At 59.4% G+C, this 21,982-nt stretch carries 23 protein-coding genes; 8 read left to right on the top strand and 15 right to left on the bottom strand.

Features of this window, described 5'->3' with window-relative positions; translation table 11 throughout:
• Positions 1–49 precede the first annotated feature (49 nt).
• The 6 genes from msrQ to HB680_RS22685 form a co-directional block, all read right to left on the bottom strand.
• On the bottom strand, positions 50–670 hold the full coding sequence (msrQ, locus tag HB680_RS22710) for a protein-methionine-sulfoxide reductase heme-binding subunit MsrQ (RefSeq protein WP_213940721.1): 621 nt from the start codon (positions 668–670) through the stop codon (positions 50–52).
• The gene (gene msrP / locus HB680_RS22705) at positions 670–1,683 is read right to left on the bottom strand and encodes a protein-methionine-sulfoxide reductase catalytic subunit MsrP (RefSeq protein WP_213940720.1); all 1,014 of its coding nucleotides are present in this window, start codon (positions 1,681–1,683) and stop codon (positions 670–672) included. Before msrP ends, msrQ begins: the two co-directional genes overlap by 1 nt.
• Positions 1,684–1,746: 63 nt before the next feature.
• A complete protein-coding gene (pssA, locus tag HB680_RS22700) occupies positions 1,747–2,604 on the bottom strand; it encodes a CDP-diacylglycerol--serine O-phosphatidyltransferase (RefSeq protein WP_213940719.1) in 858 nt (285 codons plus the stop codon).
• A 144-nt stretch (positions 2,605–2,748) separates the two neighbouring features.
• Complete coding sequence (gene ilvC / locus HB680_RS22695; protein ID WP_123404988.1) at positions 2,749–3,765, bottom strand: ketol-acid reductoisomerase; 1,017 nt, start codon at positions 3,763–3,765, stop codon at positions 2,749–2,751.
• Between the two features lie 48 nt (positions 3,766–3,813).
• On the bottom strand, positions 3,814–4,305 hold the full coding sequence (gene ilvN, locus HB680_RS22690; RefSeq protein WP_003176102.1) for an acetolactate synthase small subunit: 492 nt from the start codon (positions 4,303–4,305) through the stop codon (positions 3,814–3,816).
• A 2-nt stretch (positions 4,306–4,307) separates the two neighbouring features.
• Complete coding sequence (locus HB680_RS22685; protein ID WP_213940718.1) at positions 4,308–6,032, bottom strand: acetolactate synthase 3 large subunit; 1,725 nt, start codon at positions 6,030–6,032, stop codon at positions 4,308–4,310.
• A gap of 401 nt (positions 6,033–6,433) precedes the next feature.
• On the opposite strand from HB680_RS22685, the gene HB680_RS22680 reads away from it, so the two are divergent.
• Complete coding sequence (locus HB680_RS22680) at positions 6,434–6,856, top strand: DUF4124 domain-containing protein (RefSeq protein ID WP_213940717.1); 423 nt, start codon at positions 6,434–6,436, stop codon at positions 6,854–6,856.
• Positions 6,857–6,989: 133 nt separating this feature from the next.
• Here HB680_RS22680 and HB680_RS22675 read toward each other — a convergent pair whose 3' ends face one another.
• The 3 genes from HB680_RS22675 to mrcB are packed head-to-tail and all read right to left on the bottom strand — an operon-like array spanning position 6,990 to position 10,403.
• Positions 6,990–7,325, bottom strand: coding sequence for a YqcC family protein (locus tag HB680_RS22675; protein WP_213940716.1), 336 nt, complete (start codon positions 7,323–7,325; stop codon positions 6,990–6,992).
• On the bottom strand, positions 7,325–8,062 hold the full coding sequence (locus HB680_RS22670) for a tetratricopeptide repeat protein (protein WP_213940715.1): 738 nt from the start codon (positions 8,060–8,062) through the stop codon (positions 7,325–7,327). Before HB680_RS22670 ends, HB680_RS22675 begins: the two co-directional genes overlap by 1 nt.
• A gap of 16 nt (positions 8,063–8,078) precedes the next feature.
• Positions 8,079–10,403, bottom strand: coding sequence for a penicillin-binding protein 1B (gene mrcB / locus HB680_RS22665; RefSeq protein ID WP_213940714.1), 2,325 nt, complete (start codon positions 10,401–10,403; stop codon positions 8,079–8,081).
• Positions 10,404–10,521: 118 nt separating this feature from the next.
• On the opposite strand from mrcB, the gene HB680_RS22660 reads away from it, so the two are divergent.
• The 4 genes from HB680_RS22660 (at position 10,522) to HB680_RS22645 (ending at position 13,888) form a co-directional block, all read left to right on the top strand.
• Positions 10,522–12,078, top strand: coding sequence for an AAA family ATPase (locus tag HB680_RS22660; protein ID WP_213940713.1), 1,557 nt, complete (start codon positions 10,522–10,524; stop codon positions 12,076–12,078).
• Between the two features lie 91 nt (positions 12,079–12,169).
• Entirely contained in the window at positions 12,170–12,514 is a 345-nt protein-coding gene (locus tag HB680_RS22655; protein WP_213940712.1) for a pentapeptide repeat-containing protein, read from the top strand.
• A 285-nt stretch (positions 12,515–12,799) separates the two neighbouring features.
• Positions 12,800–13,072 (top strand): TfoX/Sxy family protein, encoded by a 273-nt coding sequence (locus HB680_RS22650; protein ID WP_007971093.1) that lies wholly within the window; start codon positions 12,800–12,802, stop codon positions 13,070–13,072.
• Positions 13,073–13,087: 15 nt separating this feature from the next.
• Positions 13,088–13,888, top strand: a complete 801-nt coding sequence (locus tag HB680_RS22645; protein WP_213940711.1) for a cyclic nucleotide-binding domain-containing protein — start codon at positions 13,088–13,090, stop codon at positions 13,886–13,888.
• 226 nt (positions 13,889–14,114) lie between these two features.
• On the opposite strand, the gene HB680_RS22640 is transcribed toward HB680_RS22645, so the two are convergent.
• The 4 genes from HB680_RS22640 to HB680_RS22625 are packed head-to-tail and all read right to left on the bottom strand — an operon-like array spanning position 14,115 to position 17,685.
• A complete protein-coding gene (locus HB680_RS22640; RefSeq protein ID WP_213940710.1) occupies positions 14,115–14,990 on the bottom strand; it encodes a ChaN family lipoprotein in 876 nt (291 codons plus the stop codon).
• Between the two features lie 21 nt (positions 14,991–15,011).
• On the bottom strand, positions 15,012–15,779 hold the full coding sequence (locus HB680_RS22635) for a heme ABC transporter ATP-binding protein (RefSeq protein ID WP_213940709.1): 768 nt from the start codon (positions 15,777–15,779) through the stop codon (positions 15,012–15,014).
• Positions 15,779–16,762 (bottom strand): iron ABC transporter permease, encoded by a 984-nt coding sequence (locus HB680_RS22630; RefSeq protein ID WP_213940726.1) that lies wholly within the window; start codon positions 16,760–16,762, stop codon positions 15,779–15,781. Before HB680_RS22630 ends, HB680_RS22635 begins: the two co-directional genes overlap by 1 nt.
• 50 nt (positions 16,763–16,812) lie before the next feature.
• A complete protein-coding gene (locus tag HB680_RS22625) occupies positions 16,813–17,685 on the bottom strand; it encodes an ABC transporter substrate-binding protein (protein ID WP_213940708.1) in 873 nt (290 codons plus the stop codon).
• Between the two features lie 163 nt (positions 17,686–17,848).
• Here HB680_RS22625 and HB680_RS22620 point away from each other — a divergent pair, with 163 nt between their 5' ends.
• Complete coding sequence (locus HB680_RS22620; RefSeq protein WP_213940707.1) at positions 17,849–18,166, top strand: Rieske (2Fe-2S) protein; 318 nt, start codon at positions 17,849–17,851, stop codon at positions 18,164–18,166.
• Here HB680_RS22620 and sfsA read toward each other — a convergent pair.
• On the bottom strand, positions 18,163–18,876 hold the full coding sequence (gene sfsA, locus HB680_RS22615; RefSeq protein ID WP_213940706.1) for a DNA/RNA nuclease SfsA: 714 nt from the start codon (positions 18,874–18,876) through the stop codon (positions 18,163–18,165). The genes HB680_RS22620 and sfsA overlap by 4 nt on opposite strands.
• Positions 18,876–20,048: a pyridoxal phosphate-dependent aminotransferase gene (locus HB680_RS22610; protein WP_213940705.1), complete on the bottom strand. Its 1,173-nt coding sequence runs from the start codon at positions 20,046–20,048 to the stop codon at positions 18,876–18,878. The genes sfsA and HB680_RS22610 overlap by 1 nt, the downstream gene beginning before the upstream one ends.
• Before the next feature lie 332 nt (positions 20,049–20,380).
• Between HB680_RS22610 and dksA the strand changes: the two genes are divergently transcribed.
• Together dksA and gluQRS are read left to right on the top strand one after the other, a co-directional pair.
• A complete protein-coding gene (gene dksA, locus HB680_RS22605; RefSeq protein ID WP_007902025.1) occupies positions 20,381–20,821 on the top strand; it encodes an RNA polymerase-binding protein DksA in 441 nt (146 codons plus the stop codon).
• 202 nt (positions 20,822–21,023) lie between these two features.
• On the top strand, positions 21,024–21,911 hold the full coding sequence (gluQRS, locus tag HB680_RS22600) for a tRNA glutamyl-Q(34) synthetase GluQRS (protein WP_213940704.1): 888 nt from the start codon (positions 21,024–21,026) through the stop codon (positions 21,909–21,911).
• Positions 21,912–21,982 lie beyond the last annotated feature (71 nt).

Raw genomic sequence — 21,982 nt, 5'->3', positions numbered from 1 at the left:
CGGAAGTGGGGCGAATTATAGACTTCCAGAATCTGCCGTCAACACCTAATTACGCCTTTCTTGCAGAAGGTGCCTTTTTAGCCATTAATCGCGGGATTCGACGGGCCACAGGGGGCAGACGCAGCACTAATAGCAATGCACCTATAGAAGCATAAACAGCCCACTCCTTAAGATCCGCGCGAACGATCCACAACATATGCAGCAACCCGAGACCGAGAATCACATAAATCAGTCGATGCAGCTTTTTCCAGCGAGCGCCCAAACGCCGCTGACTGTAACGATTGGATGTCACGGCCAACGCCAGCAAACAGAGAAACCCCAGCGTCCCGACAATAATGTAAGGCCGCTTACGCAACTCGACGCCCAACTGCGACCAATCAAAACCAAGAATGAATGCCGTATACCCACTCATATGCAGGACGACATAGGCAAAACACCACAATCCCAATTGCCGCCGGACTGCCACCCACCCCGCCCAACCGGTCAATTTCTGCAGGGGCGTCATGCTTAATGTCATCAGCAGCACAACAAGCGTCCCCAGCCCCAGCCGATCAACCAGCACTTTGCCCGGATCAGGCCCCAGCACATCCGCCCAAGCCTGATACAACCAAAACAATGGCCAAACCGCTGCAGCTATAAAGACGCCTATTCGCCAAAACGGAAAACGCATCAGTAGTTCTTCCGCAAATCGAGCCCGGCATATAAAGAAGCGACTTCATCCGAGTACCCATTGAACATCTGCGTGTCCCGCACATTGGGTTTGAACAGACCACTCGGCAAACGCCGCTCCCGCGCCTGAGTCCAGCGCGGATGGTCGACCGTAGGGTTCACGTTCGCATAGAACCCATACTCATCCGAAGCAATACTCTGCCAGGTCGTCTTCGGCTGTTCGCTGACCAGACTGATCCGGACGATGGATTTGATGCTCTTGAAGCCGTACTTCCACGGCACCACCAAACGCAGCGGCGCGCCATTCTGATTCGGTAACTCGCGGCCATACATGCCTACAGCCAGAATCGCCAACGGATTCATCGCCTCATCGAGACGCAACCCCTCAACATAAGGCCAGTCGATCAAGGCAAATCCGGAACGCTGCCCGGGCATGACCTTGGGATTCTCCAGGGTTTCAAAGCGAATGAATTTGGCTTTGGAAGTAGGCTCGACTTCCTTAAGTAACGCGGAGATAGGAAAACCGATCCAGGGAATCACCATCGACCACGCCTCCACACAGCGAAGACGGTAGATCCGCTCCTCCAGTTGATAAGGTTTCATGAAGTCTTCCAGCGCATACCTTCCCGGCTTGCCCACCTCCCCGTCCACCACCACGCTCCACGGCTCGGTCTTCAGCGCGCCGGCATTGGCTGCCGGATCACCTTTATCGGTACCGAACTCATAGAAGTTGTTGTAATGGGTCGCGTCCTTGAACGGCGTGATCGCCTCATCCTTGACGTTGACCGCCCCCCATTGAGTAGAAGGCAGCTTTTCCGCAAACCAGGAAGGCGCCTTACCGGGCGCTACATCGGCATAACGCGCCGCGTCATCAGCACGGGCCCAACGCGGAAGACTGCTCACGGCCAAGCCGGCCACGGCAGCACCGAGCACATTGCGACGAGAAAGATAGAAGGATTCAGGCGTAACGTCCGACTCATGGCAGTCGGACGCTTTAGGGACTTTGATCAGCATGGCTACTCCGCAGCATTGGAGGACAGATGCACCAACAGACTGCGGAGTATGAGGGAAATTACATCACTCGGCGTTTTTGTGCCGACGAAGACGTAACAGATATTGAACCGGGCCAGAGGCCGCGTACCCGAGGAATACCAACAGCAGAATGCGCGGCGGATCACTGAACACCACGGCGAACACCAACACCACGGCGAGGATTGCCACGAAAGGCACACGCCCTTTCAAGTCCAGCTCCTTGAAGCTGTTGTACTTGATGTTGCTGACCATCAGCATCCCGGCAGCCGCGACCATCAACGCCACCAGGAACGACATCTTCGAACCCTGGATGCCGTAATCACTGAATGCCCAGACAATCCCCGCCACCACACCGGCAGCGGCCGGGCTGGCCAGACCAATGAAGTAGCGCTTGTCCGCAGTGCCCACCTGAGTGTTGAACCGCGCCAGACGCAACGCCGCGCCCGCGACATAGATGAAGGCAACCATCCAGCCAACCTTGCCCATATCGCCCAAGGCCCAACCGAATGCCAGCAACGCCGGCGCAACACCGAAGGCGACCATGTCCGACAGCGAGTCATACTCGGCACCGAAGGCACTCTGGGTATTGGTCATGCGGGCAACCCGACCATCAAGGCCATCGAGCACCATGGCGACGAAAATAGCGATGGCCGCGAAACCAAAATACTTGCTCGCACTGACTGAGTCACCGGCGCTCAAGGCAGCCTGCGCACTCATCGAGTTGATGATGGAATAGAACCCTGCGAACAGGTTCGCAGTGGTGAACAGATTCGGCAGAAGATAGATACCACGATGCCGGACTTTACGACCTTCAGCGTCATGCCCTTCCTCGATGTGTTCATCGATGGGCAGCAGACTTTCGGCGTCAGGAGCCTGTTTTGGCTCTTCGGGACGTTCGCTCATGGACATTACCTTGCAACAGGGTGGAAAGTTTCGACAGGTGTCTGGGACGACGGTTCGGCCACAAACGATGCAGCTTTATACCAGAACCGGCGATCCAAACGAAAAAACGCGGCCTAGGCCGCGTTTTCCGTACAAGCGTGCGACTTAGTTTTTGGCTTTGTCGACGATCTTGTTGGCACCGATCCACGGCATCATGGAGCGCAGTTGCTCGCCGATGATTTCGATACCGTGAGCGGCGTTGTTACGACGCTTGGCGGTCATCGAAGGATAGCCGGTCGCGCCTTCGCTGATGAACATCTTGGCGTACTCGCCGTCCTGAATACGTTTCAGGGCGTTACGCATGGCCTGACGGGATTCGGCGTTGATCACTTCCGGACCGGTCACGTACTCGCCGTACTCAGCGTTGTTGGAGATCGAGTAGTTCATGTTGGCGATACCGCCTTCGTACATGAGGTCAACGATCAGTTTCAGTTCGTGCAGGCATTCGAAGTAGGCCATTTCCGGCGCGTAGCCAGCTTCAACCAGGGTTTCGAAACCGGCTTTGACCAGTTCAACGGTACCGCCGCACAGAACGGCTTGTTCGCCGAACAGGTCGGTTTCGGTCTCGTCCTTGAAGGTGGTTTCGATGATGCCGGTACGACCGCCACCAACGCCAGCGGCGTAGGACAGAGCAACGTTTTTGGCGTTGCCCGAAGCATCCTGGTAGATAGCGATCAGGTCAGGGATACCGCCGCCTTTGACGAACTCGGAACGCACGGTGTGGCCCGGAGCTTTCGGCGCGATCATGATCACGTCGAGGTCGGAACGCGGAACAACCTGGTTGTAGTGGATCGCGAAGCCGTGGGAGAAGGCCAGGGTGGCGCCTTTCTTGATGTTCGGCTCGATTTCGTTTTTGTACAAAGCAGACTGGAACTCGTCCGGGGTCAGGATCATGACCAGGTCGGCCGCTGCAACAGCGGAAGCAACGTCGGTCACTTTCAGGCCGTGAGCTTCGGCTTTGGCAACAGTAGCCGAACCTTTGCGCAGGCCGACAGTTACATCAACGCCGGAGTCTTTCAGGTTGCACGCTTGAGCGTGGCCTTGGGAACCGTAACCGATGATGGCAACTTTCTTGCCCTGGATGATCGACAGGTCGCAGTCTTTTTCGTAATAAACTTTCATGAAATTCCCCTATATATCCAGGCCGTTCAGGCCATTCACTAATTTGGTTTAGATGCTGAGTACTTTGTCGCCGCGAGCAATGCCGGTTACGCCGCTACGGACGGTTTCCAGAATCGACGCGGTGCCGATGGACTGAATGAAGCTGTCGAGCTTGTCGCTGGTACCGGTCAATTGAACGGTATACACGCTGGCGCTGACATCGACGATCTGCCCACGGTAAATATCGGTCGTGCGCTTGATCTCGGCGCGCTGTGCGCCGGTGGCCTTGACCTTGACCAGCATCAGTTCACGCTCGATGTGAGCACTCTCCGACAGGTCGACCAATTTGACCACTTCGATCAGCTTGTTCAGGTTCTTGGTGATCTGCTCGATCACTTCATCATGGCCAACAGTGGTCAACGTCAGGCGCGACAGGGTCGGGTCTTCGGTCGGGGCCACGGTCAGGCTTTCGATGTTGTAGTTGCGCTGCGAGAACAGGCCGACTACACGAGACAGAGCGCCGGGTTCGTTTTCCAGAAGCAAGGAAATAATGTGCCGCATGATTAAGTACGCTCCGTCTTGCTCAGCCACATATCGCGCATGGAGCCGTCTTTGATCTGCATCGGGTAGACGTGCTCACTGGTGTCGACCGAAACATCGATGATCACCAGACGATCCTTCATGGCGAACGCTTCTTCCATCTTCGACTTCAAATCTTTCGATTCGGTGATGCGCACGCCGACGTGACCATAGGCCTCGGCCAGCTTGACGAAGTCAGGCAACGATTCCATGTAAGAGTGCGAGTGACGGCTACCGTAACTCATGTCCTGCCACTGGCGAACCATACCCAGAACACCGTTGTTCAGGATGACGATTTTGACCGGCAGGCCATATTGCAGACAGGTGGACAGTTCCTGGATGTTCATCTGGATGCTGCCCTCGCCCGTCACGCAGACAACGTCGGCATCCGGGAAGCTCAACTTGATACCCATGGCCGCCGGGAAACCGAAGCCCATGGTGCCCAGGCCACCGGAGTTGATCCAGCGGTTCGGCTTGTTGAACGTGTAGTACTGCGCGGCGAACATCTGGTGCTGGCCCACGTCCGAAGCAACATAGGCATCGCCCTTGGTCACTTCGCACAGGGTTTCGATCACGGTCTGCGGCTTGATGACGCTGCCGTCGCCCTTGTCGTAAGGGAACAGGCCGCGATCACCGCGCCACTCATCAACCTGCTTCCACCAACTGGCCACGGACTCCTTGTTCGGGGTTTCGCCGATTTCCTTGAGGATCGCGACCATTTCGGTCAGGACGCTCTCGACCGGACCGACGATAGGCACGTCAGCCTTGATGGTCTTGGAAATCGAAGCCGGGTCGATGTCGATGTGGATGATCTTGGCATTCGGGCAGAACTTCGCCGGGCCGTTGATCACGCGGTCATCGAAACGTGCACCAACAGCCAGGATCACGTCTGCATGGTGCATCGCCAGGTTGGCGGTGTAGCTGCCGTGCATGCCGAGCATGCCGATGAACTGACGGTCGGTGCCAGGGTAGGCACCCAGACCCATCAGGGTATTGGTCACTGGCAGGTTGAGCATCTTCGCCAATTCGGTCAGCGGCGCAGAGCCACCACCGAGGATCACGCCGCCGCCGGCGTACATCACCGGACGCTTGGCCGCCAACAGCATTTCGGCTGCCTTGCGGATTTGCCCGGAGTGACCGCGAACGGCCGGGCTGTAGGAACGCAGCTTGGCTTTCTTCGGGAAGATGTATTCGAACTTCTCGGCCGGATTGGTCATGTCTTTCGGGATATCGACCACGACCGGGCCCGGACGACCGGATTGCGCCAGGTAGAACGCTTTCTTCATGACTTCCGGGATTTCCGAGGCGTGCTTGATCATGAAGCTGTGCTTCACGATCGGCCGGGAGATACCGATCATGTCGGTTTCCTGGAACGCGTCGGTACCTACCATGGTGCTAGGCACCTGGCCGGAAATGACCACCATTGGAATGGAGTCCATATAGGCAGTGGCGATACCGGTGATGGCATTGGTTGCGCCAGGACCGGAAGTCACCAGTACCACGCCGGCTTTACCGGTGGCACGGGCATAGCCGTCAGCCATATGGGTAGCCGCTTGTTCGTGACGAACCAGGATGTGGGTCACTTCCGGTTCTTTGAACAGGGCATCGTAGACATGAAGAAGAGCACCACCTGGGTACCCGTAAATATATTTGACGCCTTCGTCACGCAAAAAGCGGACGAGCATCTCACCGCCAGATAAAAGCTCCACGTTGTTCACCTCTAAAACGCCAGAATACCGTCCACTCACAAGAGGACGGGTCTTAATAGGTTTACTTCTCGGCAGAGCATGAGCGACGGTGGTCGCCGACTACGTCAGCACTGACTGAGCAAGTATTGGGATCGTCCCAAGTGTTGCGGGCCTTTCCCACCCAGCGCGAGGTAACGCGTTGCGGGTGTAACAGGTCGGCGCGGGTATGCGCCTCATGATCTGCCGAGTGGGTCTGCTTCTGGCAGTCCCTCTACAGCGGACTTTGGATTCTTCTGTTTCGTCCCCTGCAAGTCAAGTCGTCTATGTGCTTTATTGTGAGTAAGCACATGAGAACGCAAGAAAAAACCCGTAAACCGCGAGTGTGTTAGCTTCAATTGCGCAACTTATGACAAGGAAATGGCATGCGTACCTTCTTCTTCACCGCCGGTCTGCTGATCGTCCTGAGCCCTTGGTGCATGGCCGCGCAGATCTACAAGTGGGTCGACGCCCAAGGCGTGACCCACTTCGATGCCCAGCCGCCCCAGGGCCAGCAAGCCACCACCGTGGTCACGCCCGCCTCGCCCGCCGGCAAACCGCCCGCACCTGAACGCACCAACGTGCTCGGCGATCAGCAAGCCATCGATAAAACCGTGAAAAAGCAGGTCGCCGAGCAGCAAGCCCAGCTCAAGGCGTTCTGCGAACAGGCGCGGACGAACCTCGCGCAACTGCAGAACAATCCACGACTACGGGAAGAGATTGACGGCGAGATGCGCCGCCTGACCGACCAGACACGTCAGGAGCGCATGACCGAAGCACAGAAACAGATTGCGGATAACTGCCAATAACTCTCTCTGTAGGAGCTGTCGAGTGAAACGAGGCTGCGATCTTTTGACGTTGGTTGTTAAAACAAATCAAAAGATCGCAGCCTCGTTTCACTCGACAGCTCCTACGTGCTCCTACGGGCTCCTGCGCAGCGCGTTAGCGGGAGGCGGTGATCAGCAGGTCGAACTCTTTGAGCAGGACCTGCAAATAGCGATCCTTGCCCTGAACATTGCGCGCGGCGAAGACCATTTCGGCCATCTCCTGAATGCCCGACGCGTTGGGCAACGGCAGATCCTGTTCGAGGATCATCTTCATGCGCGGCAGGAAGATCCATTGCAGCCATTGCTCGAAGTCCAGGGTATCAACCGAAAATGGCTCGACACTGGACAGTGCTTCAGCACTCGGCGCGACTTCGTCCCACCAGCCCTGAATCCGCAGTTCACGCTCGATCAGCAGCAACTGCTCGGCAATCTTTGGGAAACGTGCATCCATCACAGCGAAACCTTGGCCTTCTGACGAGCCAGTGCAGCGCCAGCGGAATCGCCCTGTTTCTCACGCGCCTGAGCGATCAATTCCCACAGGCTGGCCTGAAGATCCGGACGGCCATTGGCGAACGTCAGACCACGACGGGCGAACTGCTCGGCTTGCGGTGCATCGCCCTGGGCCATGCGCACCTGCGCCAGGCGATAAAGCACTTGCGGCTCGCGCGGAGCCACGCGCTGGGCACGTTCCAGGCTGGAGGACGCGCCGTTGAGGTCGCCAGTGGCCTGTTGCTGTTGAGCGGTGGTCAACAACGCCAACACTGGACCGTCCAGTTGTTCGTCGGCAGACAACCCGCCACCGGTGCTGGCCGACGGAATCCCGCTCGGCGTCGATGGCATGCTGTAGCTACCTTGATTGATCGGCGCGGACTGAACCGGCGACGTATCAATCGGGCCAGGTGTAATCGGACCCGGCGTGATCGGCGAAGCGCTGATCGGTGCCGAAGACACGGCACCACCACCCGGCACCATCACCACCACACCGGTATCACCCTGCGGGATTGCCTGTGTCTGGCCTTGTGCGGGACGCTTCACGGTCGTCTGACGGAAACCGCCATTTGCCTGAATCCGTTCACTGTTCGACACCGCGCTGCCGGAATCCACAACCGGGATCGAACCGCGCTGCACGCTGGAGCAACCGCTGAGCAAAGCCACGGCGGTAACCGCTGGAATCAACCACTTGTTCACTTGAAACCCTCTTTGCTTAATTCATCCAGCCCTTGACCCAATCCATCACCGTTTCGCCGGAAGCTGGGGTTTCCCCACCGCAAGCGGCGCCGGGAGGCGGTTCGCTGCCGCGAATATACGGCATCTGCACCGCACCTGGGCAGTTGGCATCAGAGCCTTGCCCGGTGCGCGAATCAACCCAGGCCTGAACAATGTTGTCCGGCTGCGGCATGTCCAGCGGCAGCGGGTCGGCCTTGCGCATGAAACTGGTCCAGACCTGCAGCGCACCGGTGGCACCGGTGAACGGCGTCTTGCCGTTATCGTCGCGACCCAGCCACACAACCGCCAGTAAATCCTGGCTGAAACCGGCGAACCAGCTGTCCCGCGAATCATTACTGGTACCGGTTTTGCCCGCCAGCGTCAGGGTCTTGGGCAGCACGTTATAAACCGAACTGCCGGTGCCTTCACGCATGACTCGCTGCATGGCGCTCTGGATCAGGAAAATCGACGCCGGATCAAACCGCTGTTGAATCTGGAACGGATAACGCTTGAGCGGCTCGCCCTCGGCAGTCAGCACGCTGCGAATCCCGCGCATCGGCGTATTGAAACCGCCGTTGGCCAGGGTCTGGTACATGGTTGCCACTTCCATCGGCGTCAGGCCACCTGCGCCCAACAGCATCGATGGGAACGCCGGGAATTCGCGAGTCACGCCCAGCCGCGCCAGGGTCTTGAGGACATTCGGCACGCCCAGTTCCAGGCCGAGACGCGCAGTCGACAAGTTATAGGAATGCGCCAACCCTTGGTACAGGAACACCGTGCCATGGGAGCGGCGGTCATAGTTCTGCGGTTTCCAGACCTGACCGTCCGCGCCCTTCACCGAGAAGGCCTCGTCCGACAACCAACTGGTCAAGCTGTACTGGCTCGGCTTCTCAAGCGCGGTCAGATAAACCGCCGGTTTGATCAACGAGCCGATCGGTCGCACAGCATCGAGTGCGCGGTTGAAACCGGCAAAACTCGCCTGACGGCTGCCGATCATAGCCTGGACTTCGCCGGTTTCCGGGTTGGTCACGACCATCGCCGCTTCGACATCATCCGAACCTTTGCGCCCGGCCAGGCGTTTAAAGGTGTCGTTGACCGAGGCTTCGGCTTTCATCTGCAGGATCGGGTCGAAACTGGTGAAAATCCGCAGGCCTTCTTCGGTCAAATCTTCGTCGCGATAGTCTTCGCGCAGTTGACGCTTGACCAGATCGATAAAGCCAGGGAACGAGCTATCGGCAAGCTTGCCGCGCGTGGTCACACCCAGTGGCATGGCCTTCGCCGCCGCGACCTGTTCGGCGGTAGCGACACCTTGTTGCTCAAGTACATCGAGCACCAGATTGCGTCGCTCCAACGCCCGCTCCGGGTTGCGACGCGGGTTGTAATAGGACGGGCCTTTGACCATGCCGACCAGCAACGCGACTTGATGCAGTTTCAGTTCGGACAATGGCTGGCCAAAGAAGAACTGGCTGGCCAGGCCGAAACCGTGCACCGCGCGCTGACCATCCTGGCCGACGAACACTTCATTGAGGTAAGCCTCAAGAATCTCGCGCTTGTCGTAATGCAGCTCAAGCAGCATCGCCATCATGGCTTCGGTAAGTTTGCGGGTCAGGCTGCGTTCGCTGGTCAGGTAGAAATTCTTGACCAACTGTTGCGTGAGCGTACTGCCACCCTGGGTCATCTTGCCGCCAGAGGTGTTGACGTAGACGGCCCGGGCAATCGACTTCGGCGATACGCCCCAGTGGTGATAGAAATCCCTGTCTTCGACCGCGACCAGGGTTTCCAGCAGGTACGGCGGGACCTGATCGATTTTGATCAGTATCCGGTCTTCAAGGTTTTTCGGGTAAATGCCGCCGATCATGAGCGGCTCAAGACGCACCACGGACAGCTTCGAACCGTTGGTCGCCGAAAGCTCGGCCACGTAGTCGCCAGAGAAGCGCACGCGCACTGGCTGCGGTTTCTCCATGCCTTCATAGAACTGGAAGCCACGGGTATTCAAGTCAACGGTATTGCCGTTGACCGCCGCAGCGCCGGGGCCGTTGCTCACGGCTTCGCGTCGGTAGCCAAGGGCATCGAGTTCGGTGAGGAAGTCGTCCTTGCTCAGCTTCTGGCCGGTAAACAGCTCCAGCGGGCGCGCGTACACCTTGGCCGGAATGGTCCAGCGCTTGCCGGAGAACTTCTCCTGGACGATGGCGTCCAGGTAAACCGCGAACCCGGCGAGCACAACGAGGCCGACCAGGCTGAGTTTAAGGGCCCAGCCCAGCCAGGGGCGCAGGCCGCTGGACGGTGGTTTTTTTTTGCTGCGGGGGGATCGAGTACGAGTCATGGCGGCGGATTATACGCACTTTATTCATACTCAACAGGAGCCCGCCGAGGTTTGCGTCAGGCGGACTTACGGCCATAATGGCGACCTTGAATTTTCCCCCTACTCTGAAGGATCGCCTGTGAGCCAGTCCCTGATCGCCGCCCTGCAAAACCCGGCCCTCTACCCGCATCCCGTCGACGGGTTCCAGGTTATCGAGACCCATATCTCCTGGGTCATCCTCACGGGTCCCTTTGCTTATAAAGTGAAGAAGCCAGTGAATTTCGGCTTCCTCGACTTCACCAGCCTCGACGCGCGCGAACATTTCTGCACCGAAGAGCTGCGTTTGAACCAGCGCCTGACCAACGATTTGTATCTGGAAGTGTTGCCGATCACTGGCAGCGCCGAAGCCCCGCAACTGGGCGGCGACGGTCCGGCTGTCGAATTCGCGCTGAAGATGCGTCAGTTCCCGCAAAGCCAGTTGCTCAGCACCCTGCAAGCCAATGGCGAATTGACCACCGCGCATATCGACGAAATGGCCGAGCAAATTGCGCAGTTCCACCTCACTGCGCCGAAAGTACCGGCCGAACACGATGCCGGCACCCCGGACAGCGTCATGGCGCCCGTGCGCCAGAACTTCGAACAGATCCGCCCATTCCTCAGTGACAAGACCGACCTGTTGCAACTCGATGCCCTGCAAGCCTGGGCCGAAAGCAGCTTCGAACGCCTCAAGCCGCTGCTTGCCCAACGCAAGGCCGACGGTTTCACCCGCGAATGCCACGGTGACATCCACCTCGGCAACGCCACCGTGATCGACGGCAAGGTCGTGATCTTCGACTGCATCGAATTCAACGAACCGTTCCGCTTCACTGACGTCTACGCCGATACCGGTTTCCTGGCGATGGACCTGGAAGACCGTGGCCTGAAAAGCCTGGCGCGCCGTTTCATCAGCCAGTACCTGGAGCTGACCGGCGATTACCAGGGCCTTGAGGTGCTGAACTTCTATAAAGCCTACCGCGCACTGGTTCGGGCCAAGGTCAGCCTGTTCAGCATGCCGGCCGAGGCCGATCCTGTGCAGCGCGCCACCACCCTGCGCCAGTACCGCAACTACGCCAACCTGGCGGAAAGCTACAGCACCATTCCTTCGCGATTCCTGGCCATTACCCACGGCGTTTCCGCGGTCGGCAAGAGCCGCGTGGCGATGCGCCTGGTTGAAGCCCTGGGCGCCGTTCGCTTGCGTTCCGATGTAGAGCGCAAGCGTCTGTTCGGCGCGCAAACCGTCCCGAACGATCCACAGGCCGGCATCTACAGTGCTGACGCCAGCGCCGCGACCTACACCCGCTTGCATGAAATCGCCGGCGTGATCCTGCGGGCCGGTTTCCCGGTCGTGATCGATGCCACCTACCTCAAGCGCGACCAGCGCGACGGCGCGGCAAAAACTGCCGAAGCCACCGGTGCACCGTTCCTGATCCTCGACTGCAACGCGCCACAAGCCGTGATCGAAGGCTGGCTGGCCTTGCGTCAGGCAGAAAAGAAAGACCCGTCCGACGCCAATCTGGCCGTTATCGCCGCCCAGCAAGCCAGCCGAGAAGCGCTGACGCCGGCCGAGATTCTGTGCAGCAAACGCGTTCAGACCAATGAAAGCGGGACCCTCGATACCGTCGTGGCGCAGATTCGTCAGCGCATGCCAGGCCTGTAGGAATCTATTTCAGCCGTGAAGCCTTCGCCGACTTCACGGCTGCTAAATAGTGGCACTATACTGGCGTCATAAAACCATCAGGTGATGTGACATGAGCCAGCCGAAACTTCTCGACACCCCGCTTTATGCGTTGCTGCACAAAGACGACATCACAGGTTTCAACAAGGAACGTCCCAAGGATGGCCCGATCGACATGGTCGGTGGCGACTTCCGTGGTCTCGACCTGCGTGAGCTGAATGCCGATGGCGTCGATTTTACCGATGCGTACTTCCGTTCCGCCGACTTGCGCGGTATCGACTTTCGCAATGCGTCCCTGGAAGGCGCGAGCCTGGCCCACGCGCAAATCTCCGGCGCCTACTTCCCGCCAGAGCTGAGTGCCGACGAGATCCTGATGTCGATGAATTTCGGTACACGCCTGCGTTATCGCACGCGCTGATACCGCATCACCTCCTGACATGACACAGCCCCCTGTGGGAGCGGGCTTGCTCGCGAAAGCGGTTTAACCTTCAACACTTGTATCGACTGACACTACGCCTTCGCGAGCAAGCCCGCTCCCACAAAGGGATTGCACCGTCCTCCTCTACTGCATTCGCAGCCCCTTCGAACGCGCTTCTTAGAAGCTTTTGCGTCGAATCCGACCAAACAATCACGCTTTTCCTACTGATGGCTACACTCCTCAAAGGCTCGCCCACGCACCGTTCGGCCGTCGCAAGGAGGCTTGATGAATGATGAACTGCAACACCTGAAGAATCTTGGCAAGACGTCGGCACAGTGGCTGCATGCCGTGGGCATCCACAGTGCCTCGGACTTGCGTCGCCTGGGGGCGGTGGATGCTTATCGGGCCGTTCGCACGCGCGGGTTCCGGGCGTCCAAGGTGTTGCTGTATGCGATAGAAGGCGCGCTGATGGATGTGCACTGGAACGACATCCCCGCCGAACGCAAGGAAGCCTTGAACAAACAACTGGAAGCCATCTCGTCACGCCACAAGAATTGAACAGGCGCCATCGCCATGTACCTGCTCGGGGAACAACCGGCTTACGCCGACGCACTGATCAATCGCCTGCAAAACATACCTGCCCGGTTGCTGGAGGGGTTATCACCCTGCGGGCTGGCCCTGGAAGTTCCTGCCGTCGACGACCTTGCGGCGATATTGCCCGGCGATCAGTTGTTCTTGCTCGACAGTGGTTTGCTGCATGGCTGTATCGATGAGCGCGCGTTGTTTTATCTGCATGAAGGTGACCTCGTCGGCCTGCGCCAGGACGCCGAACTCCCCCATTGCCGTTTGCGCAGCGATGGACCGTTGTCGTTGATGCCTTATCTGCGCACCGAAGTGTTCCAGCATATTTATGCCGATCCAGAGCGTTCGGAGTTGTTCCTGCAGTACCTGGGCGGTCAGGCCTCCCTGCTGTCCGACGCCGTCGCGCGCCTGAAACAACCCGAATTTCGCAGCACCCACGGCTTTCAGCGCGTGGCCCGGGGCGAAGTGCTGATTCAGCAAGGCGATGAGGCGGACCACGTGTTCGTCATCATCGAAGGCCATGCCGAAGCATTTGTCGACGGACATAAAGTCGGCGATGTACCCAAGGATGAGATTTTCGGCGCCATGGCGGTGTTTACCGGCGAGAGGCGCAATGCCAGTGTCATCACCAGCGAACCGAGTACGGTGATCCTGATCCCCAAGGACCAGTTTTTGAGCCTGACGCAAAGCAATCCGAAGGTCGCCCACAGCCTGATCGAGAGCATGGCCCGGCGCATTGGCCTGCTGAACAAACAGATCACTCACCTGAGCGCAGCTAAAATTTCAGGCTGAAACCCAATAAATACGGGGTTTCCAGACGATTCTAAAATTAATCGCTAAACAGCGGTTGACTTGGTAATGAGAATCGCTATGATTATCACAACCGGTCGCGAGACTGGTCGATATTCTGAAAAGCCCTTGGTTCGGACTCTCAGATTATCTCCTCATCAGGCTAATCACGGTTATTTGACCCGGCTCTTGCCGGGTCTTTTTTTGCCTGTGGAAAAGTCGCCTGAGCCTACTTGCCCATCTGCTTGCCCATCTGCTTGCCCATCTGCTTGCGCATCTCTGCGCAATAATCGTGCGTCGGCGTGGCAGGCGTGTACCAGACGTAATCGGCCATGGCCGACGTGACCTCACTGCCCTGCTCCGCCAGCATCAAAACGGTGGGGGCTTCGGGCTCACCCAGATCCAGCACATGCAGCGGCGCACCGACATTCTTGCGCGCATGGTAAGCACCGGCGAATAACAATGAAGGCTTGGGTGCGGCAAGCAGCCGCTCAGCCATCCGCCGATCTCGCTGCTGCTGCACCGCCAACATGGCCGGCATTTGCGATTCGGGCAGCAGACCGCAATGAGATCCGCTGATTTGCGCCAGCAACTCTTTCTTGACCGACGGGGCATTGCTGCGCGAACCGCTCACTGCTGGCGATTGAGCGTAGAAAGCACGAACCTCGGCGTTGTCCAGATTGGCGGCCAGCAGCGGATAAGGCTGAGTCAGGGCAAAACGCACAATCGGCCCATACAAATCCCAGTCCCAACCCGATTGCCAGGCCAATGCGCCGGGCAGATCCGTTGGCAGCGTCGAGGCATGGCGCACGTCATCGACGCGCAGTTGCTGATCGGGCGTGAGCATTTCCAGCAGCAGGCTGCCCTGCGGTCGCCGCTGCCCCAGTTCCTGGAGCAACCACAATTGCAGTTGATGGTGATCGCGGTTGTCATGCTGCTCGCCGACGATCAGACGCTCAGGCCTGGCCAATCGCGCAACCAGTTCTTGCGCCGTCAGTGACTGACCACTGCGCAAGTCGCGAATCTGTCCGGCGATCGGCGGTGGCGTTGAAACATGCTGACAAGCACTCAGCAACAGCACCGCCAGCAGCAAAATCCCACGCATGTTCTCGCCTCCATGAACGACTCAGCGGGCGATGATCAGCGGATGCCCACGCTCCGGGTGCGGTTGCACCAGTACTTCCAGGCCGAATACCGCTTTGAGCGGTTCCGGACGCAACACTTGCTGCGGCGTATCCAGCGCCACCGGGCGCCCGCCTTCCAGCAGCAAGATGCGATCACAATACCGCGCCGCCAGGTTCAGATCATGCAGGATCACCAACACCGCCGCGCCGCGATCAGCAAACTCGCGCACCGCTTGCAACGTGGTGTGCTGATGCAGCGGATCGAGCATCGAAGTCGGCTCATCCAGCAACAGCGTCTGCCCCGCCTCGCCCGGCCAGAGCTGCGCCAGCACCCGCGCCAGATGCACCCGCTGACGCTCACCGCCGGACAGCGCCAAATAACTGCGACCGCTCAGATGCCCGGCATCAGCGGCAGCCAATGCGGCGACGACGATTTCATCATCGCGCACCCGGCCGGTCTGATAGGGCAAGCGGCCCATGCCGACCACTTCCTCGACACGAAAGCCGAAGTCCAGGGTCGACACCTGCGGTAACACGGCCAGTCGTTGGGCGCGCTGGATGCCGGTGCAGTGCCGCAATTGCTGTTGATCGAGCCAGACGCGCCCCTCATCAGGATGCAGTTCGCCGCACAACGCGCCGAGCAACGTACTCTTGCCAGCGCCGTTCGGTCCCAGCACGCCGAGGACTTCGCCCGGTTTGAGTTCAAGGGTGATATCCGTCAGCACGGTTTTGCTGCCCCGGCGGATCAACAGATTTTCGGTGCGCAGCATCAGGCAGGTCTCCTGAGCAGCAAAAACAGGAAGAACGGTGCGCCAATAAAAGCGGTGACGATGCCGATCGGCAATTCGGCCGGCGCCAGGGCCAGGCGCGCCACCAGATCGGCAAACAGCAACAGACTCGCTCCCGCCAACACCGACGCAGGCAACAACACCTTGTGATCCGGCCCGGCCAGCAGCCGCACCAGATGTGGCACCACCAACCCGACAAACCCGATCATGCCCGCCGCCGCTACTGCTGCACCGACGCCCAGCGCGGTACAGAACACCAATTCACGCTTGAGCCCTTCGACATCAATGCCCAAGTGACCGGCCTCTGACTCGCCCAGCAACAACGCATTCAGTGCCTTGGCCCGACGCGGCAACCACAACGCCACACCAGCCGTCACCAGCAGCAATGGCCAGAGCCGTGAATAACTGGCGCCATTGAGGCTGCCCAAGTTCCAGAACGTCAATGTGCGCAGCGTCGCGTCGTCCGCCAGATAAGTGAACAAACCCACCGCCGAACCGGCCAACGCCGTCAACGCGATCCCCGCCAGCAACATGGTCGCGACATTGGTTTGCCCGTTACGCCGACCCAGTCGATACACCAGCGCCGTCACCCCAAGCCCACCGAGAAACGCACACAACGATAAAAGATAAGGCCCGAACGCTTCAGGCAAACCACCGAACGCCGAACCGCCGACAATCGCAATCGCCGCGCCCAATGCCGCGCCACTGGAAACACCCACCAGCCCCGGATCGGCCAAGGGATTGCGAAACAATCCCTGCATCGCCACGCCAGATAACGCCAGCACACCGCCCACCGCCAGGCCCAACAGGGTTCGCGGCAGGCGAATCTGCCCGAGAATCAACTCAGCCTGTTCCAGTCCATCGGGCGCAATCGGCACACCGGTCAGCCGCAGCGCCGCACGCAACGTGTCGAGCAGCGGCAAGCTCACCGGGCCAAGGGCCAACGACAACCAGATCGCCAGCAAACACAGCACACTCAAGCCGATAAACAGTGCGCGAGGTTTAACCAGCGTGGTCATTGGCCGGTCGCGCCGGGATAGAAACCGTCAGACAGCTTTTTCAGCGCCTCGGGTAACCGCGGCCCGAGCCCACCCACCAGTAACGTTGGGTCGAGTTCTATCACTCGCCCGTCCTTGGCGGCGCGGGTCGAGGAAAGGATCGGGTTTTCCTTGAACAACGCCGCGCGAGCCGCATCACCGGTCAGGGCACGATCAGCGAACACCAGCACTTCGGGGTTCAGGCTGACCAGGGATTCATTGGAGAAAGGTTTGTAACCGGTATGCGTCGCCAGATTGTGGCCACCGGCCTGTTGCAGCAGCCAATCGGCAGCAGTGTCCTTGCCGGCGATCATTGGCTTGCCGCCCATATGACCAAGCAACAACAGCACGCCCGGTGAGTTCTGCTTGAGCTGGGCCCGGGTGACCCGGATCTTTTGCTGGTCCAGCTGCTGTTGATACGCCTGCAAGGCTTGGGATGCCTGAGCCTCGGCGCCGAGCAACTTGCCCAGATGCTCCAGGTTGCTTTGCAGCGCCGGCAAATCCGGCTGGGCCGAGAACAATTCGACTTGAATGCCTGCGGTGCGAATCTGCGAAAGCACCGGCGGCGGCCCCATTTCTTCGGTACCGACCAGAATCTGCGGGCGCAGGCTCAAGATGCCTTCCGCCGACAACTGCCGCTGATAACCGATGCTCGGCAGCGCCTTGAGGGATTCCGGATGCTGGCTGGTGGTATCGACGCCGACCAGTTTCGACTCGCCGCCCAGCGCGCTCACCCACTCGGACAAAGCGCCACCGGCACTGACCCAACGTTGCGGCAGTTCGGCCGCTGTCGCCTGATGGCTGACGAGCAGTCCGACACACAAGGCAAGAACGCGGGGACTCAGGCGCATAAACAGCTTCCTTAAAGGGTTTTCCCGGGCATCAGGCGGGCAAGCCAAGTATCCTCGGCAGACCGCACGCGCCCCATGGGCGGGCGGCCATTTGATAATTGTTTGCATTTGCACGTCAAGCCCGGACATATCTCGTCACGCGCCGCGACACTTGAGGATAGACATGAAGTTTCTCTGCCCAGGCCCAGAGCTGGCCGATGCCAGCAGCCGCGGTTTCGACATCGACGGCCAGAAGCTCTTCGCCGTGCGCCGGGCGGGTCAGGTTTACGTCTATCTCAACCGCTGCCCGCACCGTGGCGTAAGCCTTGAATGGAAACCCGACCAGTTTCTCGACCCCAGCAACAGCCTGATCCAGTGCGCCACCCACGGCGCACTGTTTCTGATCGAAGACGGCGAGTGCGTCGCCGGCCCGTGTGCCGGGCAATCCCTGACCGCGATTCCCAGCCGCGAAGACGCGCAAGGCATCTGGGTCAGCCTTTAACCGTTGAGCAACACGTCCAGGCGCCGATCCACCACCATCTCTTCGTGACTCAGGCGCACGCCATAGGCCAACACCTCGACCCCACACGCCACCGCCTCACGCAACGCGGCGGCGTAGGCCGAATCGATTTCTTCCGCCGGACGCACGGCCTCAATGCCAGTGAGGTTGACGCAATACAATTGCACCGCACGAATCCCATCCCGGGCCAAATGCGCCAACTCCCGCAAATGCTTGGCCCCTCGCTGGGTCACCGCGTCGGGAAATGCCGCCACCGCTGTACCGTCGTAGCCCAGGGTTACACTTTTGACTTCCACGTACGCCGGCCCGCTCGGGTAATCGAGGCGGAAATCGATGCGGCTGCTTTCCTGACCGTAGGCCACTTCGCGTTTCAGTTCGGTAAAGCCGTTCAGCTCGGTGATCACGCCGGCCCGCAGCGCCTCTTCGATCAAGCCGTTAGCCCGCCCGGTGTTCACGCAGAACAAGCGTCCTTGCGGGGTTTCACCGATTTCCCAAGTGCCGGGCAATTTGCGTTTTGGGTCATTGGAGCGGCTGAACCAGACCTGCCCGCCCTCGACTTGGCAATTAAGCATCGAACCGGTGTTCGGGCAGTGAATGGTCAGTAACTCGCCGCTAACGGTTTCGATATCGGCGAGAAAACGCTTGTAACGACGAATCAAACGACCTTCTTCGAGGGGAGGATGAAAGCGCATCAGCCTTGCCAGCTCTTCAAGCCGCGAGCGATGCGTTCCACCGCTTCCTGCAAGCGCGGCAGGCTTTGGGTGTAGGCAAACCGCACATGATGCCCGGCCTGATAACGCCCGAAGTCCAGGCCCGGCGTGATTGCGACGTGCTCGGTTTCAAGGAAATGTCGGCAGAACGCGAAGGCATCGCCGCCGAACTGGCTGATATCTGCGTACAAATAGAAGGCGCCTTCTGGCTCCACGGCGATTCCAAAACCGAGCTCGCGCAGGGCCGGCAGCAGGAAATCGCGACGACGACCGAATTCGGCGCGGCGCTCTTCCAGAATCGCGATGGTGGCAGGCTCGAAACAGGCCAACGCGGCGTGCTGAGCCATGCTCGGGGCGCTGATGTAGAGGTTCTGGGCGAGTTTTTCCAGTTCGCCGACAGCTGCTTCCGGCGCCACCAGCCAACCGAGGCGCCAACCGGTCATGCCGAAATACTTGGAAAAACTATTCAGGACGAAAGCACTGTCATCGACTTCCAGCACGCTGGCCGCGTCGGCGCCGTAGGTCAGGCCGTGGTAGATCTCGTCCACCACCAGATGACCGTGACGCTGCTTGATAGCGGCAGACAGACCGGCCAATTCATCGCGAGTCAGAATGGTGCCGGTCGGGTTGGCCGGCGAGGCCACCAGGGCGCCGACGCTGTCGTGGTCCCAATGCCGCGCCACCAGGTCCGGGGTCAGTTGATAACGCACGTCCGGCCCGACTGGCACCAGTTGCGCCGCGCCTTCCACCAAACGCAGGAAATGCCGGTTGCATGGGTAGCCCGGGTCCGCCAACAGCCAGTGTTTACCCGGATCGACCAGCAAGGCGCTGGCCAGCAGCAACGCACCGGAACCGCCCGGCGTCACCAGGATTCGCTGTGGATCGATGTTCAGCCCGTAGCGCTGCTGATAAAAGCCCGAAATCGCCTCGCGCAGTTCGGGAATGCCCCGGGCGGCGGTGTAGCGGGTCTTGCCTGCGGTCAACGCGGCCTGGCCGGCCTGAATGATCGGCTCGGCAGTGGTGAAGTCCGGCTCGCCGATTTCCAGGTGGATCACGTCGTGGCCGGCGGCTTGCAGTTCATTGGCCCGCGCCAGCAGCGCCATGACATGGAACGGTTCGATCGCACGACTGCGCGCACTGTAGGGCTGAGCCATTAGCCTTCCTTCAACAGGGAAAAGAATCGATTCTACCTATCCGCAGGAACGAGGGAGAACCTAAAGCGGTCAGAGCCCTATAACCGGAGCTGTAAACGACTCGAGCGAGTGTCTCAGGTTTGACTAAAATCAATATTTGATCAGGTCTCCAACACCACCAGTCAAGGTTTTGCAATCATTTGCAAGCACCATGGGCCATTACCTCGACATCCGGGAGTAGCGCGGTCCGTTTTGATCTGGTAAGTTCGCCCGCTTGCAGCCGCAGGGCCGGCAGGTGTCGGTGATGGAGCAATCCTGCGCAATGGATTACAAGAGTAGAGGCGGTCCATTTCATGCCCACCCAAGCAAAGCAGCAAAATCAGTCGATCAGCGGCTTCGAACCCTACAAAGAAGTTAAGGGCGAGGAATACATGGGCAAGCCCATGCGCGCTCACTTCACCAAGATCCTGAATAAGTGGAAACAGGACTTGATGCAGGAAGTCGACCGCACGGTTGATCACATGAAAGACGAAGCGGCCAACTTCCCTGACCCGGCAGATCGTGCCAGCCAGGAAGAAGAATTCAGCCTTGAATTGCGCGCCCGCGACCGTGAGCGCAAGTTGATCAAGAAGATCGACAAAACGCTGCAATTGATCGAAGACGAAGAATATGGCTGGTGCGAGTCGTGTGGTGTCGAGATCGGCGTCAAGCGACTGGAAGCCCGCCCTACCGCCGACATGTGCGTTGACTGCAAGACCCTGGCGGAAATCAAGGAAAAACAAGTCGGCAAGTAATCTCGACTTGATTAGAAAACGGAGCGTGCGAACGCTCCGTTTTTGTTTCCGTAATTTGCCACGCCACAAACCCTGTAGGAGCGGGCTTGCTCGCGAATGCGGTGTGTCATTCAGCTTAAATGTTGCCTGACCCACCGCATTCGCGAGCAAGCCCGCTCCCACAGGTGGATCGCGCACGATTAGACGACGTACCATCGCCCTCATGAATGCTTCCCCCTACATCGGCCGCTTCGCCCCCACGCCCAGCGGCCACTTGCACTTCGGTTCGCTGGTCGCCGCCCTGGCCTCGTACCTCGACGCGCGCTCGGTGGGCGGTCGCTGGCTGATGCGCATGGAAGACCTCGACCCGCCACGGGAAGAGCCCGGCGCCCAAGCCGCAATTCTCAAAGCGCTGGAAAGCTACGGTTTCGAGTGGGACGGCGAACTGGTCCGCCAAAGCGACCGACACGATGCCTACGCCGAAGTGCTCAATCGCCTGTTCAATCATGGCCTGGCCTACGCCTGCACCTGTTCGCGCAAACAACTGGAGCCGTATCACGGCATTTATCCGGGCCTGTGCCGCAACGCCGGGCATGGCACCGAAGACGCGGCGATCCGCTTGCGCGTGCCGGAGCTTGAATATCACTTCATCGACCGGGTGCAAGGCGAGTTCCGTCAGCATCTGGGCCGGGAAGTCGGGGATTTTGTGATTCGCCGCCGCGACGGGCTCTACGCCTATCAACTGGCCGTGGTGCTGGATGACGCCTGGCAAGGCATCACCGACATCGTGCGCGGCGCCGACTTGCTCGACTCCACGCCGCGCCAGCTCTACCTGCAAGAACTGCTCGGCGTGCCGCAACCGCGTTACCTGCACGTGCCGCTGATCACCCAGCCGGACGGTAACAAACTCGGCAAATCCTACCGTTCGCCACCGCTAGCCACTGATCAGGCCACGCCGCTGTTGCTGCGGGCATTGCGGGCGCTGGGGCAGCATCCGGGCGGCGAACTGGCGTACGCCACGCCACGGGATGTGCTGAATTGGGGCATCGTCCACTGGGATGCGGCACAGATCCCGCGCACACTGACCCTGCCCGAAGCGCAACTGCAGTGATGGCACTTGCAGTAGCGCCGCCATCCGTTACCATCGCCGCACGTTTTCGGGCACGCGCCTAAAAAAGAGAG

The organism is Pseudomonas sp. dw_612, assembly GCF_018449725.1.
Taxonomy (GTDB): Bacteria; Pseudomonadota; Gammaproteobacteria; order Pseudomonadales; family Pseudomonadaceae; genus Aquipseudomonas.
This window is presented reverse-complemented; position numbering and strand designations above follow the sequence as displayed.

Excerpts from the sequence above, each read along its gene's own strand:
- HB680_RS22675 (WP_213940716.1), bottom strand. The coding sequence starts at position 7,325 with ATGGATGCACGTTTCCCAAAGATTGCCGAGCAGTTGCTGCTGATCGAG.
- ilvC (WP_123404988.1), bottom strand. The coding sequence starts at position 3,765 with ATGAAAGTTTATTACGAAAAAGACTGCGACCTGTCGATCATCCAGGGC.
- gluQRS (WP_213940704.1), top strand. The coding sequence starts at position 21,024 with ATGAATGCTTCCCCCTACATCGGCCGCTTCGCCCCCACGCCCAGCGGC.
- HB680_RS22625 (WP_213940708.1), bottom strand. The coding sequence starts at position 17,685 with ATGCGCCTGAGTCCCCGCGTTCTTGCCTTGTGTGTCGGACTGCTCGTC.
- HB680_RS22635 (WP_213940709.1), bottom strand. The coding sequence starts at position 15,779 with ATGCTGCGCACCGAAAATCTGTTGATCCGCCGGGGCAGCAAAACCGTG.
- ilvN (WP_003176102.1), bottom strand. The coding sequence starts at position 4,305 with ATGCGGCACATTATTTCCTTGCTTCTGGAAAACGAACCCGGCGCTCTG.
- HB680_RS22650 (WP_007971093.1), top strand. The coding sequence starts at position 12,800 with ATGAATGATGAACTGCAACACCTGAAGAATCTTGGCAAGACGTCGGCA.
- msrQ (WP_213940721.1), bottom strand. The coding sequence starts at position 670 with ATGCGTTTTCCGTTTTGGCGAATAGGCGTCTTTATAGCTGCAGCGGTT.
- HB680_RS22620 (WP_213940707.1), top strand. The coding sequence starts at position 17,849 with ATGAAGTTTCTCTGCCCAGGCCCAGAGCTGGCCGATGCCAGCAGCCGC.
- HB680_RS22610 (WP_213940705.1), bottom strand. The coding sequence starts at position 20,048 with ATGGCTCAGCCCTACAGTGCGCGCAGTCGTGCGATCGAACCGTTCCAT.
- mrcB (WP_213940714.1), bottom strand. The coding sequence starts at position 10,403 with ATGACTCGTACTCGATCCCCCCGCAGCAAAAAAAAACCACCGTCCAGC.
- msrP (WP_213940720.1), bottom strand. The coding sequence starts at position 1,683 with ATGCTGATCAAAGTCCCTAAAGCGTCCGACTGCCATGAGTCGGACGTT.
- HB680_RS22680 (WP_213940717.1), top strand. The coding sequence starts at position 6,434 with ATGCGTACCTTCTTCTTCACCGCCGGTCTGCTGATCGTCCTGAGCCCT.
- HB680_RS22655 (WP_213940712.1), top strand. The coding sequence starts at position 12,170 with ATGAGCCAGCCGAAACTTCTCGACACCCCGCTTTATGCGTTGCTGCAC.
- pssA (WP_213940719.1), bottom strand. The coding sequence starts at position 2,604 with ATGAGCGAACGTCCCGAAGAGCCAAAACAGGCTCCTGACGCCGAAAGT.
- dksA (WP_007902025.1), top strand. The coding sequence starts at position 20,381 with ATGCCCACCCAAGCAAAGCAGCAAAATCAGTCGATCAGCGGCTTCGAA.
- sfsA (WP_213940706.1), bottom strand. The coding sequence starts at position 18,876 with ATGCGCTTTCATCCTCCCCTCGAAGAAGGTCGTTTGATTCGTCGTTAC.
- HB680_RS22640 (WP_213940710.1), bottom strand. The coding sequence starts at position 14,990 with ATGCGTGGGATTTTGCTGCTGGCGGTGCTGTTGCTGAGTGCTTGTCAG.
- HB680_RS22645 (WP_213940711.1), top strand. The coding sequence starts at position 13,088 with ATGTACCTGCTCGGGGAACAACCGGCTTACGCCGACGCACTGATCAAT.